Below are 13,366 nucleotides of genomic sequence, written 5' to 3' on the forward strand. Positions count from 1 at the left end.
CGCTTCCAAGGAAGGAGCGAGGCGGGCCCCTCCAGGCCGCGGGGGGTTGAAGCTCAACCGCGCGGAGGCCCGCGCCTCCTAGATGTTGATCCGGGAGCTGACCGTGCGGATGTCCAGGCCCAGCGCGGAGAACTCGGCGGAGTGGGCGCGCAGCAGCTCCGCGAGCCGCGGATGCACGTCCTCCTCCTCGGCCGCCGAGAACCCGCTCCGTGCCCAGCGCAGTGCCGCAGGCGCGACTCGATGCCCCGCTCGGTCAGCGCACTGGCGGACAGGCGGGGCCAGCTCCTCGGGTGCGAGCAGGGGGAGCTCGGCATCTCGAGACTCACGGCCCAGGGCGGAGAGCAAGCGGCGCAGCACGGGGAGCATCCGCCTGCAAGGTACCATGTCTTGCCGTGAACGTTTCGGTCAGCCTACCGTGCGCCCTCGTCATTTCGAGGAACGCCATGACAGTCGAGTACAAGGTCATCATCCGCACGAGTTCGAAGCTTGGCGCGGGAACGGATGCTCCCCTCTCCGTGGTCCTGGCCGGAACGAACGGGGAGAGCGAGCCGCACACGCTCGACAAGCGCTTCCTCAATGACTTCGACGCTGGGGGCGTGGGGGGCGACTGGCTCCTCGACAGTGGCCTCCCGTCCTCACTTCGCTGTGGAATCCGAATGACCCTGTTTCGCAACCCCCGGGATCGCATCCCCGTCCTGCTGTTCCTGTGCGTCTTCGCGCTCGACCTCACGGTGTACTTCACGGCCCGCAGCTGGTGGTTGCCGGTGCTGTGGCTCGCCGTGTGGGCCATTCCGAAGGGGTGGATCTGCGCGTGGAACCACCACCACCAGCACGTGCCGATGTTCCGCCACGCCCTGCCCAACCGCCTGCTCGAGGTGGTGTTCGGCTTCCAGACGGGGGTCACCTCCCATGCGTGGTTCCTGCACCACGTGCTGGGCCATCACCGCAACTACCTAGAGCAGGAGAAGGATGAGGCGCGCTGGAAGCGCCGGGATGGCACGCCCATGGGGGAACTGGAGTTCTCGTTCATCACCGCGCTGGTGGCCTATCCCCGGGCGTTCCGCGTGGGGCTGGAGCACCCGCGGGTGATGCGCATCTTCCTGGGGATGGGCGCGCTGCAGGTGGCGCTGCTGGGCCTGCTGTTCTGGCATGACGCGTACAACGCGCTCTGGGTCTTTCTGCTGCCCATGGCCCTGTCGCTCTACCTGACGGTCTGGGCCACCTACTTCCACCACGTGGGCCTGGAGACGGCGGAGCACACGCAGGCCTCGTACAACATCCTTCACCCGGGCTACAACCTGGTGACGGGCAACCTCGGCTACCACACCGCGCACCACGTGCGTCATGGCGTGCACTGGTCACAGCTGCCGGAGCTGCACGCGCAGCTGGCGAAGGACATCCCGCCCACGCACTACCGGCAGGCGGGCCTTCCGTTCGTGTGGCGGGGCGCGGATGAGAAGGTGGAGGTGCATCCGCCGGAGGCCGAGGCGCTGGCGGATCACCCGTAAGCCCCTCACCCCGCTCACGTGGTCCGCTGCACTGGCCATGTTCTTGGAGACACAAATGTACGCTGAGGTACGCGGCACGCGCTTGTTCTTCGATACAGAAGGGCCGGAATGGGAGGAGCAGGGGCCCGAGCTGCGGCGCAGGCCGACGCTGCTCATTCTGCATGGGGGGCCGGGAATCGACCATTCGCCCTACCGGCAGCTGGGACGAGCCGTGTCGGATCGCCTGCACGTCGTCTATCTGGACCATCGTGCGAATGGGCGAAGTGAGACAGGAGACCCGCGGGGCTTGACGCTCGATGGGTGGGCGGAAGACATCCATGGGTTCGTTGCGGCTCTGGGCTTGCACCGCCCCATCGTCCTGGGCCACTCCTTTGGTGGGTATGTGGCCCAGGCCTACGCCGCCGCGCATCCTGACCAGCCAGGAGGGTTGATCCTGGCGGGAACCGCGCCTCGCTTCGTCCTGGCGCGTGCGCTGGCGGCGTTCGAGCGCCTCGGCGGCGCGGCGGCGGCGGAGACCGCGTCCCGGTTCTTCCGGCGTCCCGCTGAGCATTTCCCCGAGTACATGGAGCGGTGCTACCCGCTCTATGGCCGCACGGCTCCCGGTCCGCAGACGGTGGCGCGCATGGTGATGAACCTGCAGGTCGCGGACCGTTTCGTAGGCGGCGAGATGCAGACCTTCGACCTTCGGGACCGGCTTGCCAGGATTACCGCTCCGGTGCTCATCCTTTCCGCGGCCGATGATGTCATCGCCACCCCCGCCGACGTGGCGGAGCTCAAGGCGCACCTGAGGGCTCCGTGCACAGAGGCGCGGTTCGACGCAGGTCATGAAATGTTGAGGGACGAACCTGCTCGCGCGGCCGCGGTGATCAGGGGCTTTGCGCTGGACGTGACGAGGCCACAGGCCGGAGCGCCGGCAGGGCGGCGCTGATGCGCTGATGAGCAGGGGCCTCGCCTCGACAAGCGCCCGGGCAGGAGGGGGGGCCCTGCTGAGGCGAAGCGGGCGGCCTCTGATGGGGCCAATGGCGGAAATCGAGGGAACTATGTCGTTTCGGACAAGATCCCCGTCTGGGAGAGTCCGGGCATGCGCCGAAGGCAAACCGGCGCCAAGGGGTTTCCCATGATTGCAGACATCAAAGTCCCCAATAGCAGCATCGTCCGTCAGGCCGAGGAGCTGGCACGCTCGGTCTCCAGCGACTTCCTCTTCAACCACGTCATGCGCTGCTATTGGTTCAGCGAGCTTTTCGCGCAACGGGAAGGCGTCAAGGTCGACAGTGAGCTCATGTTTCTCTCCTCCGTGCTGCACGACCTTGGCCTCACCGGGCACGCGAAGGGACCCCATCGCTTCGAGATCGAAGGAGCAGGCGCGGCGCGGACATTCCTGGTCCAGAAGGGAGTATCGCGCGAGCGGGCACAAAGCGTCTGGGATAACATCGCGCTGCACACGTGGGACATCAATCTCTATCGCGACGACTGCAGCCGCTTGATGGAGCTTGGCGTGGTTTACGATGTGGTGGGCCTGCAGGATGCGAAGCTGGATCCGGCCGACGTTGCCGAGGTCGTCCGGCGCTATCCGAGGTTGAACTTCAAGCGCGCCTTCAATGACGTGCTGACGAAGGAGCTCGACAGCAAGCAGCCGTACCCCCACTTCTTCCACATCTGCACCCACATCGAGCAGAACCGGGCGCCGATCTCGATACCGGATGCTCGAACACTGCTGAACGGTGCGCCGTTCACGGAGTAGGTGGCAGGCTCCGCGCGTCACAAGGCTGACGGCGGAACCCGAGCGAACATCGCTTCCCTTCTTCGTCTGCGCGGGCTGCCCCCCGTTACGCCGGTTTGGTGGCCGCGAGCAGCAGGTAGCCCAGCTTGTCCGTGAAGATGGCGGCGATCTTCGGCCAGAGATCCAGCGTCATCGCGTGGAACTGCGCCCCGTAGGCCCCGCCGATCTGATCCTGCTGCTGGACGATGAGCGTGTCGGTTCCCACCATCGACTTGCGGGTGTTGGGGGTGATGTCGAGCGACTCCTGGACGGTGAACCCCACGGACTCGACCAGCGGCGCGTAGTCCTGGAACCGCAGCAGCGAGGCGATCATCAGCCCGCTGTAGGCCAGCATCCGCTCATCTTCGGCCAAGGGGTGCGGCTCGGTCACATCGGTCAGCGCCAGGGCGCCACCGGGCCGCAGCACCCGGAAGGCATGGCGGAGCACCTGCGCGCGATCCGGCATGTGGAGCAACGACTCGAACGCCCACACGGCATCGAAGGAAGCATCCGCGAAGGGAAGCTCCATCGCGTCGGCGCACTGGAACTGCACCTGGCCGGAGACGCCGTGCTTGTGCGCCCGCGCGTTCGCTTGCTCGACCTGCTGGGCGCTGACGCTGATCCCCGTGACCGAGCAGCCCGTCGCCTGCGCCAGCCGGATGGCCGGCCACCCGGTACCGCACCCGATGTCGAGCAACCGCTGCCCCGGGCCTACCCGCGCCCGCTGGATCATCATCTCCGTGAGCCGCTCCTGGGCTTCGGTGCCGGAGCTCGGATCATCGGCGCTGGACCAGTAGCCCACGTGGATGCTGTCGCCCAGCAGGGCCGCGAGAAACGGCCCCATCTGATCGTAGAAACGGCCCACATCGGCGGGAGTCATCGGGGGTCTCGGGCTCGTCATCGTCGCTCCTTGGAGATGAACGGACCTAACACCTCCCCTGCTCGCCGGGCCACTGGGATTCCAGGTTTTTTGCCCAGCGCGCTCAACCCGCCCCTACTCCAGCGGCGCTGGAAACGCTGGCAACGCGGCGAAATCCTCGGGCACGTGCTGGCGGATCACGCGGGCGCCGGATGCCTTCGCCAGCGCTTCCACGCGGCGCATCGACTCGAGCGTCTGTTCGCGGCTGGTGTTGAACGACGGCACCAGGTGCCGCTCGCGCGACTCGCGCAGATGCCACAGGTCGCCGGTCAGCAGGACGGCGCCCGCCTTCGCCGTCTTCACCCGCAGCACGGTATGCCCGGGCGAATGTCCGGGGGCTTGGTGGATCGTCACGGTGCCGTCGCCGAAGACGTCGTGTGTGCCGTCGCCCTCGATCAGCACGGTCTTCGCGTGTTCGAGTGCGCTGTAGGCGGCGAAGTCGCCGCGCGCGCGGGCCGCGTCCGAGAACGCCGCGGCGCGTTCGTCCGCATCCACGAGCCACGTCGCGCCGGCGAACAGGTTGGCGTTGCCCGCGTGGTCGAAATGCATGTGAGAGACCGACAGGAAGCCAATGCCGGCCGGTGCCAGCCCGAGTGCGCCGAGCTGGGCGGTGAGCTTCTTCGGTACCTCGATGTGCAAGGGCGCTCCCTTCGGGCGCAGGCCGCCCGGGATGTCCGCGATGCTCTCGGGGACGCCGGTATCCCAGAGCAGGTCGCCCTTCGGATGGCGGACCAGGTAGCACGGAACGACGAACGCGCGTGCGACGCCGTTCATCGAGCCATCGTCCGCCAGCGAGCCGGCGTCGGAGAATTCCACGTGGCCGCAGTCCATTGCGTAGAGCTTCACGGCAGGCCCCCGCGCATCGACGGTGGACGTCTGCCCTGCAGGGGGCGAGCTGGCACAGGCGGTGAGCGCGAGACACGCGAACAGGCGGATGGTTTTCATGGTGTCGCTCCAACAGGGAACGGAGCGGAAACACAGCCCCGGAAGTCTCACGGAGTGGCGCGAAGGGCCCACGAGTTTCAGTGGACCCTTCCATGCCGCCACGCTTCGTCCCGCTGCCCGATGGATAGACAGCACTGGCGCCTCCTCGCAGTCCAGAGGTAAGTTGGACAGACCGGCAATACCGGCAAATCACAATTTATCCGAGGTAACGATGATGGGTTTCAGAAGTGCGGTGGCAGGCGTGGTCTCCTGCCTGGCGATGCTGTCCTCGCTGGCGGCATCGGCGCTGCCGGTGACGGGCGTGTACCGGGGCGAGATCTACTCGCAGCCCAATCTCATCAACGCCTACTCCGAGTGGCTCGGCCACAACGTCACCCTGGGCCAGGGCCACCAGGCCAAGGACAGCTGGGCCAGCATCGAGAACCCCACCTGGCAGCTCCAGTCCTGGGGCAACTGGGTCCGCGCCAAGCCCGGCCGCCGGCTCAACTACTCCGTCGCCATGTTCCCCTCCGGGCAGGGCTCGCTGGCCGACTGCGCGGCGGGCATCTATGACTTCCGCTTCCGGGCGCTCGCCAACAACATGGTGGCCAACGGCCTGCAGAACAGCATCATCCGCCTGGGCTGGGAGTTCAGCGGCAACTGGATGCCCTGGTACTCCGGCAACGGAAAGCAGGCGAGCTTCGCGGGCTGCTTCCGCCGCATCGTGACGGCCATGCGCGGCGCGCAGCCCTCCGCGGGCTTCAAGTTCGACTGGAACCCCAACTACGACATCTCCACCGCGGACCTGGCGGCCACCTACCCCGGAGATGCCTACGTCGATTACATCGGCTTCGATCTGTACGACCAGGGCTGGAATGGCCGCTACCCGGTGCCCTCCGGCTGCACGGGCAGCTGCCAGCTGGAGCGCTGGCAGAACAACTGGAACGTGCAGTTCGCCCCGGCGCTTTCCAAGTTCCGCACCTTCGCGCAGTCCCACAACAAGCCGCTGTCGGTGCCCGAGTGGGGCGTGAACGACGCGCGCACCACGGGCGGCGGGGACAACACTTTCTTCGTGAAGCAGATGCTGGCCTTCATCTACGATCCGGCCAACAACGTGGGCTATCACTCCTACTTCGACTACCAGGCAGGGGACGGCCACCACCAGCTGTCGGACGTGGACAACAACGGGGGCCACTCCTTCCAGACCGAGTTCCCCAACGCCGCCGCGGTCTTCAAGACCCAGCACGCCGCGCTGACCCATCCGCCCCCCTCCACGGGCGCGCCCACGGCGGCCAAGGCCACGGTGAGCGCCGCCACGGTGACGCGCGGCGCGGCCTTCCAGGTCGCCTCCTCCGTGATGGCCCCTTCGGCCACCACGCTGGTGGTGAAGTATGAAATCCGCTCCGCGTCGACGAGCGCGCTGGTCACCGAGAAGGTTTACGCCTCCCAGGCCTTCACTGCGGGACAGACGCGCGCCTACACCACGTCCTTCGTCATCCCCACCTCGCTGCCCGCGGGCACCTACCGCGTGGACACGCTGGTGTACTCCGCCGACTGGTCGCAGACCTTGCACTACCGCAACGACACCGCCTTCACGGCGAACTGAACACTCCTGAAAAGCCCGCAAAAGGAGTGAAAGGCGACAGGCCCCCAACACGGGAGGGTCATATCGCCGGCCGGGGTTGAGGCGGATAGTGCAACCGCCTCAAGGGCAGACAGGAGAGAAGCACATGACGACGAACACGAAGAAGGCGGGCAGGGCGGGGGTGCGGCAGGCGGTGGTGGTGCTGGCGTTCCTGGGGGCCAGCTCGGTCATGGCCAACACCCCGGGCCTCCCGGCACTGGCCTCCACGCAGGCCGTGCCCGTGGAGGAGATTGTCCTCGTGTCCAAGTCAGAGCCCCGTTCCCCGGGCTCGGAGCCGGGCGAGAACTGCCTGGGAGACCTGCTGGGCGGGCTCCTGGGCACCCTGCTCATCGGCAGCCTCTAGCCGCTTCCGGGCCGGGGGATCCGCGGCCCCGCATGCGCGCTGACTCGGGGGGGGGGAGCGCGCGCGGGGTACGCCGGATCAACCGGCGAGGAGTGTCCACATGAGGTGGCCCAGCGAGGCGGCCACCAGCGCCGTTGCCGCGGCGCCCGCGGCGAAGATGCGCCCGGGGTAGCGGTCCACGCGCCGCAGCGTCTCGTGGAGGCCACGCTTGATCAGCGTCCGCTCGCAGCGCACCTGGATGTGGCCGTCCATGAGGCTCTGGAGCTCGGCCATCATCTCATTGGCGGACGCGTAGCGCTGCGAAGGGTCCTTCGAGAAGCCCTTGTGGAGGAACCACGCGTACTCCGAGGGCACCGAGCGCTGGTGCTCGCTGCGAATGTGCATCACGGGCGGGGTGACGCTCTGCACGCCCTGGAGCACCTCGGCCAGCGACTCGCGCCCTTGCAGGTAGTGGCCCAGGAAGAGGAACTCGTCGAACAGCACCGTCAGGCTGTAGGTGTCGCTGCGGGCATCGACGGACTCGTGCAGGCCCCGGGCCTGCTCGGGGGACATGTAGAGCGGGGTGCCCACCAGCGTGCCCGCCTGCGTCTTCATGAAGAAGGACTTGCGCACATCCCGGGGGGATTCCGGCTCGGCCACGTGCGCCACGGTGTCCTGGCCGTGAACGCGCCGCGCCAGGCCCCAGTCCATCACCGTCACCTCGCCGTAGGCGCCCACCATGATGTTGGCGGGCTTGAGGTCCCGGTGGATGAAGCCCTTGCGGTGCGCGTACGCCATGGCGTTGAGCACCCCGAGGAAAATCTGCGCCCGGACGGGCACCGGGAAGCGCGCGTGCGCGGCGGGGTCCCCCTGCCGGAGCCGGGCGATGATGGACTCGAGCGTCTCGCCCTGCAGGTGCTTCATCACGAAGTAGTACCGGCCCTGGGCATCCACCCCCACGTCGTGCACGGGCACGATGTTCGGGTGGTCGAGCTGCCCCACCGTGCGGATCTCCTCCACGAAGCGCAGCACGTGGTCGGCGCCGGGGGACTCCGACAGGCGCTTGAGCGCCACCTGCCGCTCGATGTCATGGTCCTGGAGCAGGACAACTTCGCCCATGCCGCCCCGCCCCAGCGCCTGCAGCTCCTCGAAGCGCTCGCGCTCGATGGGCACCATGCGCGGACGCTCTCCCTTCCACTCGACCCGGGGGAGCACCGTGGCGCGGTGGGTGGTGGAGAGGGATTGGGACAGCGGCGCGGGCCCTCCCCCCACCGCTTCGTTCCGGGAGGCGGGGGAGCGCAGGGTGACATCCAGGGGCGCGGAGGAGACGTGAGGGAGCGTGTCCGGCATGATTTCCGTTGATAACAGTGTCCGGTGGCCCACGCTGCTCTGTCTGCTCCCCGGGCAGCCCTCCGCCTGACTGCCCGGTTACGGCGGATTTTCCGGGTTGTCCGGGCGAGGAAGAGGCCTGGGGCCCGCCGGGGGAGCTGCTACCGTCCCCTGATGCCCCTTCGCGAGGTTCGCCCCTTGAACATCCCCTGCTGGCCGGCCGCCCTGGCGGGACTGGTGCTGTGTCCCCTGCTCGCCCAGGCCGCGGCGCCCACCTCCTCCACGTCCGCCGACCTGGACGGGGATGGGAAGCCCGAGGCCATCTCCCTCCGGTGGGACGAGGGCGAGGGCACCTTCACCCTGAAGGTGGCGGGAAAAGCCATCCAGGGGAAGGCGGAGGACACCGAGGTCCACGGGGTGACCGTGGTGGACCTGGACCGGGGGGACACGTGGAAGGAGATCGCCGTGAACATGGGGCTCACGGACGGCGATGCCCACTGCGTGCTCTATGGCTTCGATGGCAAGAGCCTGAAGGAGCTGGGCGGGGTCCACGCGCTGACCGAGACGTCCGGCAACGGCATCATCCTGTCCGACACCTGGATGGGGTTCTGGAACCGCCGGGAGAAGTACGTCCTGGACCGCAAGGCCTGGAAGCTCAGCCCCGTGCCCCAGGAGCTGTACTACGTGGGCGCCGAGGGCACGGTGAAGCAGTCCTTCGCCCTGGTCCGGGGCCGCACGGACAGCGCGGTGGTGGCCAACGTGGCCGCAGGCTCGAAGATTCTCGTGCTCGCCTCCGGGGCGCCGGGTCCCCAGGGCTCCCCCGTCTGGTACCTGGTGAAGTCCGCCACGGGGCTGATGGGGTGGACCCAGGAGAAGAACCTGCTGGACAAGACCGAGGGCCTGCCCTGGGCGGGCTAGCAATGCGAGGCATGAAACGGATGCTGGTGGCTGCGGTGAGTGTGGTGGCCGTGCTGTATGCGCTGCTCTGCCTGCTGGTGTTCTCCCTGCAGCGGCACCTCGTGTTTCCCGCGCCGCCCGGTGTGCGTGAGCCGGCGGTGCCCGGGGCCACCCTGCTGCGGCTCCCGGGTCCGGTCTATGCGCTGCACGTGCCCGCGCCAGCGGGCGCGCCCACGGTGGTGCACTTCCATGGCAACGGGGAGCAGCTCGCGGACGCGGGCTGGCTGGCGCAGGAGTTCCAGGGGGCGGGGCTGGGCTTCTACGCGGTGGAGTACCCGGGCTATGGGCTCGCGAGGGCGCAGGGGCCTTCGGAGGCGGGGCTCTATGCCGCCGCCGAGGCGGCGCTGGCGCACCTGCACCGGGAGCTGGGCGTGCCCTGGGAGCGCGTGGTGCTTCAGGGACAGTCGCTCGGCTCGGGCGTGGCGGTGGAGATGGCCCGGCGGGGGTACGGCACGCGGCTGGTGCTCATCACCCCCTACACCTCGCTCGCGGACGTGGGGGCGCGGCTCTTTCCGTGGCTGCCCGCGCGGCTGCTCATGAGGGATGTGTTCGACAGCGCCGCGAAGGCCCCCGGGGTGACGGTGCCGGTGCTCATCCTCCATGGCACGCGGGACGAGGTGGTTCCCGTGGACATGGGGCAGCGCCTGGGGAGGCTGTTTCCCCATGCCACCGTGCGGCTGCTCGAGGGAAAGCACCACAACAACGTGCTCTCCGAGCCGGAGGTCCTTGAGGGGCTGCTGCGCTTCGCCGCGGGGCGCTAGCCGCTGGAGCGCCGGTCCAGCGCTCCGGTGGGCTGCGGGCGGGCCTCCAGCAGCTCCCGGCCGGTGAGCCCCAGCAGGTAGAGGATGGTGTCCAGGCCGCCGGAGGAGATGGAGGTGTCGGCCGCCTGGCGCAGCTTGCGCTTGGCCCGGAAGGCGATGCCCAGCCCCGCCTTCTCCAGCATCAGCAAGTCATTGGCCCCGTCGCCCACGGCGATGACCTGGTCGAGGAGGATGCCTTCCGCCTGGGCGATGCTCTCCAGCAGCTCCGCCTTGCGCTTGGCGTTGACGATGGGCCCCAGCGTGCGGCCGGTGAGCTTGCCGTCCGCCTCCTCCAGCATGTTGGAGTGGGCGTAGTCGATGCCCAGCCGGTCCTTGAGCGCCTCGGCCGCCACGGAGAAGCCCCCGCTGATGATGGCCGTGCGGTAGCCGAGCCGCTTGAGCACGGGGATGAGCGTCTCGGCCCCTTCGGTGAGCGGCAGGTTGGAGGAGAGGTCTCGGAGCACCCGCGAGTCCAGCCCCTTGAGCAGCGCCACGCGCTGGCGCAGGGACTCGTCGTAGTCCATCTCGCCCTGCATGGCGCGCTCGGTGATGCGGGAGACCTGCTCGCCCACGCCGTGCACTCGCGCCAGCTCGTCAATGACCTCGATGCGGATGAGCGTGGAGTCCATGTCCATCACCACCAGCCGCTTGCTGCGCCGGTAGAGGCTCTCGCGCTGGAGCGCCACGTCGAAGGTGTTGGAGGCCATGGACAGCTCCAGCAGCGCGCGCTTGAGCTCCTCCGGATCCCTCCCCGCGGGCAGGGAGATGTGGAACTCCACGGAGCCCAGCTCCGTCTCCGTCAGGCGCTGGATGCGCTCGATGTTGGCCAGGTGCCCGGCCAGACACTCGGTGACGGCGTGCACCTCGCGGGCGCCGAGCTTGCGGCCCACCACGGTGACGACGTGGCGGTTCGACGAGGGCACCGGCTTGCTGCCGGGCACCGGCACCGTCTGGAACTCCAGCACCACGCCCAGCTCATGGGCGGCGAAGAGCAGCTCCTTGAGCACATCCCCCTTGTCGGGCAGGCGCACCAGGAGGCACAGGGTGAGGCGGTCTTGCACCACCACTTGCTCGATGTCGAGCAGCTCGGCCCCGGCCTCGGCGAGCTGGCCGGTGAGCCGCGAGGCGATGCCGGGGTGGTCCCGTCCGATGACGGTGAGGAGGACGGGCTCTGGAGGGGTGAGGTGAGAAGGCATGGGTACGGACTCTACGGCCGGCGGGCTTCCGGGGATTCGTCAAAAGGCAGGCGTGTTAGACGTTGGGTATGTCCATGGTCTCGCGAAGCCTCCCTGCCGTGTGTGTTGTCCTGGTGATGCTCCAGGCGTGCAAGAGCCCCAAGGAGCAGCCCCCTGTCGGGGACACGACGGCGTCTGCCCCCGCAGCGGCGGAGAAGCCCCGGATCGGCCTCGTGCTGGGGCTGGGCGGGCGCGGGGATCAATCGTTCAATGACTCGGCGCTGCGGGGGTTGGAGCTGTGGGCGGGAGGGCTGAAGTCCGTGGGCACCTCCTATCAGGAGGCCTCGGCGGCGGAGCGCCAGGAGTCGCTGGGGCCGGAGCTGGCCCAGCGCCAGCCGCCCATCACCCCGCTGGGAATCAAGCCCGTGGTGGTGCAGAGCCAGGTGGCGGAGGACTACGAGCCCAACCTGCGGCTGCTGGTGGAGCAGGACGTGCCGCTGGCGATGGCGGTGGGGTTCATGCTGGAGGGGGCGGTGGAGACGGTGGCCGCGAAGAGCCCCGGCACGCACTTTCTGCTCGTGGACAGTCCGTTGATCAACGCGAAGGGCGAGGCGTACACGCTGCCCAACGTGCGCACGGTGGTGTACCGCAGCGAGGAGGGGTGCTTCCTGGCGGGGGCGCTGGCGGGGCTCGTCGCGAAGGAGGGGAAGGTGGGCTTCGTGGGGGGCATGGAGATTCCGCTCGTGAAGCAGTTCGAGGCGGGGTTCCGGGCGGGCGTGGCGGCGGTGAACCCGAAGGCCACGGTGGTGTCGAGCTACACGGGGAGCTTCACGAACTTCGCCCTGGGCAAGCAGGTGGGGCAGGACCTGGTGGCGAAGGGCATGGAGGTCATCTTCGCGGCGGCGGGGGTGGACGGGCTGGGGGCGATTCAGGCGGTGAAGGAGGCCCGGGACGCGGGGAAGCCGGTGTACGTGCTGGGCGTGGACTCGGATCAGTTCCACCTGGCGCCGAAGGCGATGCTGACCACGGTGCTGAAGCGGGTGGACCTGGCCGTGTACGAGGCGGTGAGGGATCAGCTCCAGGGCCGCTTCCAGGGCGGCAGCCAGACGCTGGGACTGAAGGAGGGCGGGGTGAGCCTGGCGCCCGTGCGGCTCGACTTCCCGGGCAAGGAGGAGGCGCTGCGGAAGGTGGAGGAGTTGAAGGCGAAGATCATCGCCGGGGAGATCCAGGTGTCTTCAGGGAGTCGCTGAGCTGAAGAGTTCCTGTGATCAAGGGGGGGAGCGCCCGCCGATCGCTGGGAAGCGCTCATAGGTTCGTCTCAACGCGCTGAGGTGCGAGGGATCGTCGAGGTCCAGGGGCGCCTCCGTGAGTTGGACCACCCAGCCCCCTGTCGCCGTGCGCCGCGACCGCATGAGCAATTCCGTGTCACGCAAGGGATCCGGAAACGCGAGGGTCTGTGCGGTCTCGGCCGACCAGTAGTTCAGCCAGCCCAGGCGGTGTGGAATCTCAGGCGAGTGGATGTCTTCCGGGAACTTGAGCGCTGGCAGTCCCCTTGGAGGAACGCGCGGTTTCCGCACGGGGTGGCTTGTCTGCCGTGCGATCTCCACCGCCGCGCTGTGCGGCGTCGCATGCCCCCAATAGGAGTGCGCGCTTTCTGCCACGCCCTCCAACACATCTGCTGCCGCTGCGATGATGGCTGCCTCCAGTGGCAGTTTCGCAGGGATGTCGCAGAGCGGCTTGCCACCTGGGCCGAGCCTCGCGGGTATCTCCGAGCCTGAAACCGTGACGAGGTAGTTCTCGTCGCCGTTGCAGAGCATGGGGAACCTTCCCTGGGCCGCTGCCTTGGCAATCCATGCGTCACGCTGTGGTAGTGGGAGGAGGAGGCCCTCGTCCGAAATCGTCCATTCCAGGCGCATGCCGGGGAGTGCATGCTCGATGGCACGCGCTACAGCGAGTGGGCGGTGGTCGTCCTCCTTCAGAGCAGCCGTGTAGGCGATCAGGAGAAGGTAGTCCTGTGGGATTGTCATC

General features: G+C 68.3%; 14 protein-coding genes. 8 read left to right on the forward strand and 6 right to left on the reverse strand.

Translation table 11 applies throughout. The features are described from left to right. Positions 1 to 78 precede the first annotated feature (78 nt). On the reverse strand, positions 79 to 357 hold the full coding sequence (locus KY661_RS28100; protein WP_225413141.1) for a hypothetical protein: 279 nt from the start codon (positions 355 to 357) through the stop codon (positions 79 to 81). Positions 358 to 443: 86 nt separating this feature from the next. Here KY661_RS28100 and KY661_RS28105 point away from each other — a divergent pair, with 86 nt between their 5' ends. From KY661_RS28105 to KY661_RS28115, 3 genes are all read left to right on the forward strand, one after another. After that, positions 444 to 1,508: a fatty acid desaturase gene (locus KY661_RS28105; protein ID WP_225413142.1), complete on the forward strand. Its 1,065-nt coding sequence runs from the start codon at positions 444 to 446 to the stop codon at positions 1,506 to 1,508. 55 nt (positions 1,509 to 1,563) lie between these two features. Then, entirely contained in the window at positions 1,564 to 2,436 is an 873-nt protein-coding gene (locus KY661_RS28110; RefSeq protein WP_225413143.1) for an alpha/beta fold hydrolase, read from the forward strand. 189 nt (positions 2,437 to 2,625) lie between these two features. Then, the gene (locus KY661_RS28115) at positions 2,626 to 3,249 is read left to right on the forward strand and encodes an HD domain-containing protein (RefSeq protein WP_225413144.1); all 624 of its coding nucleotides are present in this window, start codon (positions 2,626 to 2,628) and stop codon (positions 3,247 to 3,249) included. Positions 3,250 to 3,334: 85 nt separating this feature from the next. Here KY661_RS28115 and KY661_RS28120 read toward each other — a convergent pair whose 3' ends face one another. Further along, positions 3,335 to 4,168, reverse strand: a complete 834-nt coding sequence (locus KY661_RS28120; protein WP_225413145.1) for an SAM-dependent methyltransferase — start codon at positions 4,166 to 4,168, stop codon at positions 3,335 to 3,337. Between the two features lie 93 nt (positions 4,169 to 4,261). Next, a complete protein-coding gene (locus KY661_RS28125) occupies positions 4,262 to 5,131 on the reverse strand; it encodes an N-acyl homoserine lactonase family protein (protein ID WP_225413146.1) in 870 nt (289 codons plus the stop codon). Positions 5,132 to 5,345: 214 nt separating this feature from the next. Here KY661_RS28125 and KY661_RS28130 point away from each other — a divergent pair, with 214 nt between their 5' ends. Beyond that, positions 5,346 to 6,716 carry a glycoside hydrolase family 26 protein gene (locus KY661_RS28130; RefSeq protein WP_225413147.1) on the forward strand — a complete coding sequence of 457 codons (1,371 nt, stop codon included), beginning with the start codon at positions 5,346 to 5,348 and terminating at the stop codon, positions 6,714 to 6,716. Between the two features lie 124 nt (positions 6,717 to 6,840). Continuing rightward, positions 6,841 to 7,098: a hypothetical protein gene (locus KY661_RS28135; protein ID WP_225413148.1), complete on the forward strand. Its 258-nt coding sequence runs from the start codon at positions 6,841 to 6,843 to the stop codon at positions 7,096 to 7,098. Between the two features lie 78 nt (positions 7,099 to 7,176). Here KY661_RS28135 and KY661_RS28140 read toward each other — a convergent pair whose 3' ends face one another. Continuing rightward, positions 7,177 to 8,427: a serine/threonine-protein kinase gene (locus tag KY661_RS28140; RefSeq protein WP_225413149.1), complete on the reverse strand. Its 1,251-nt coding sequence runs from the start codon at positions 8,425 to 8,427 to the stop codon at positions 7,177 to 7,179. 177 nt (positions 8,428 to 8,604) lie between these two features. On the opposite strand from KY661_RS28140, the gene KY661_RS28145 reads away from it, so the two are divergent. Continuing rightward, positions 8,605 to 9,324, forward strand: a complete 720-nt coding sequence (locus KY661_RS28145; RefSeq protein WP_225413150.1) for a hypothetical protein — start codon at positions 8,605 to 8,607, stop codon at positions 9,322 to 9,324. Positions 9,325 to 9,335: 11 nt separating this feature from the next. Beyond that, positions 9,336 to 10,124 carry an alpha/beta hydrolase gene (locus tag KY661_RS28150; RefSeq protein ID WP_225413151.1) on the forward strand — a complete coding sequence of 263 codons (789 nt, stop codon included), beginning with the start codon at positions 9,336 to 9,338 and terminating at the stop codon, positions 10,122 to 10,124. Here KY661_RS28150 and serB read toward each other — a convergent pair. After that, entirely contained in the window at positions 10,121 to 11,359 is a 1,239-nt protein-coding gene (gene serB / locus KY661_RS28155) for a phosphoserine phosphatase SerB (RefSeq protein WP_225413152.1), read from the reverse strand. The two genes, KY661_RS28150 and serB, sit on opposite strands and share 4 nt — an antisense overlap. Positions 11,360 to 11,433: 74 nt before the next feature. Between serB and KY661_RS28160 the strand changes: the two genes are divergently transcribed. After that, on the forward strand, positions 11,434 to 12,588 hold the full coding sequence (locus KY661_RS28160; RefSeq protein WP_225413153.1) for a BMP family lipoprotein: 1,155 nt from the start codon (positions 11,434 to 11,436) through the stop codon (positions 12,586 to 12,588). A gap of 18 nt (positions 12,589 to 12,606) precedes the next feature. On the opposite strand, the gene KY661_RS28165 is transcribed toward KY661_RS28160, so the two are convergent. Then, positions 12,607 to 13,365 (reverse strand): DUF5953 family protein, encoded by a 759-nt coding sequence (locus KY661_RS28165; protein WP_225413154.1) that lies wholly within the window; start codon positions 13,363 to 13,365, stop codon positions 12,607 to 12,609. Position 13,366 lies beyond the last annotated feature (1 nt).

Source organism: Allostigmatella hybrida, from assembly GCF_020103775.1.
In the GTDB taxonomy this organism is placed as follows: domain Bacteria; phylum Myxococcota; class Myxococcia; order Myxococcales; family Myxococcaceae; genus Hyalangium; species Hyalangium aurantiaca.

Excerpts from the sequence above, each read along its gene's own strand:
- KY661_RS28105 (WP_225413142.1), top strand. The coding sequence starts at position 444 with ATGACAGTCGAGTACAAGGTCATCATCCGCACGAGTTCGAAGCTTGGC.
- KY661_RS28110 (WP_225413143.1), top strand. The coding sequence starts at position 1,564 with ATGTACGCTGAGGTACGCGGCACGCGCTTGTTCTTCGATACAGAAGGG.
- KY661_RS28115 (WP_225413144.1), top strand. The coding sequence starts at position 2,626 with ATGATTGCAGACATCAAAGTCCCCAATAGCAGCATCGTCCGTCAGGCC.
- KY661_RS28120 (WP_225413145.1), bottom strand. The coding sequence starts at position 4,168 with ATGACGAGCCCGAGACCCCCGATGACTCCCGCCGATGTGGGCCGTTTC.
- KY661_RS28125 (WP_225413146.1), bottom strand. The coding sequence starts at position 5,131 with ATGAAAACCATCCGCCTGTTCGCGTGTCTCGCGCTCACCGCCTGTGCC.
- KY661_RS28130 (WP_225413147.1), top strand. The coding sequence starts at position 5,346 with ATGGGTTTCAGAAGTGCGGTGGCAGGCGTGGTCTCCTGCCTGGCGATG.
- KY661_RS28135 (WP_225413148.1), top strand. The coding sequence starts at position 6,841 with ATGACGACGAACACGAAGAAGGCGGGCAGGGCGGGGGTGCGGCAGGCG.
- KY661_RS28140 (WP_225413149.1), bottom strand. The coding sequence starts at position 8,427 with ATGCCGGACACGCTCCCTCACGTCTCCTCCGCGCCCCTGGATGTCACC.
- KY661_RS28150 (WP_225413151.1), top strand. The coding sequence starts at position 9,336 with ATGAAACGGATGCTGGTGGCTGCGGTGAGTGTGGTGGCCGTGCTGTAT.
- serB (WP_225413152.1), bottom strand. The coding sequence starts at position 11,359 with ATGCCTTCTCACCTCACCCCTCCAGAGCCCGTCCTCCTCACCGTCATC.
- KY661_RS28160 (WP_225413153.1), top strand. The coding sequence starts at position 11,434 with ATGGTCTCGCGAAGCCTCCCTGCCGTGTGTGTTGTCCTGGTGATGCTC.
- KY661_RS28165 (WP_225413154.1), bottom strand. The coding sequence starts at position 13,365 with ATGACAATCCCACAGGACTACCTTCTCCTGATCGCCTACACGGCTGCT.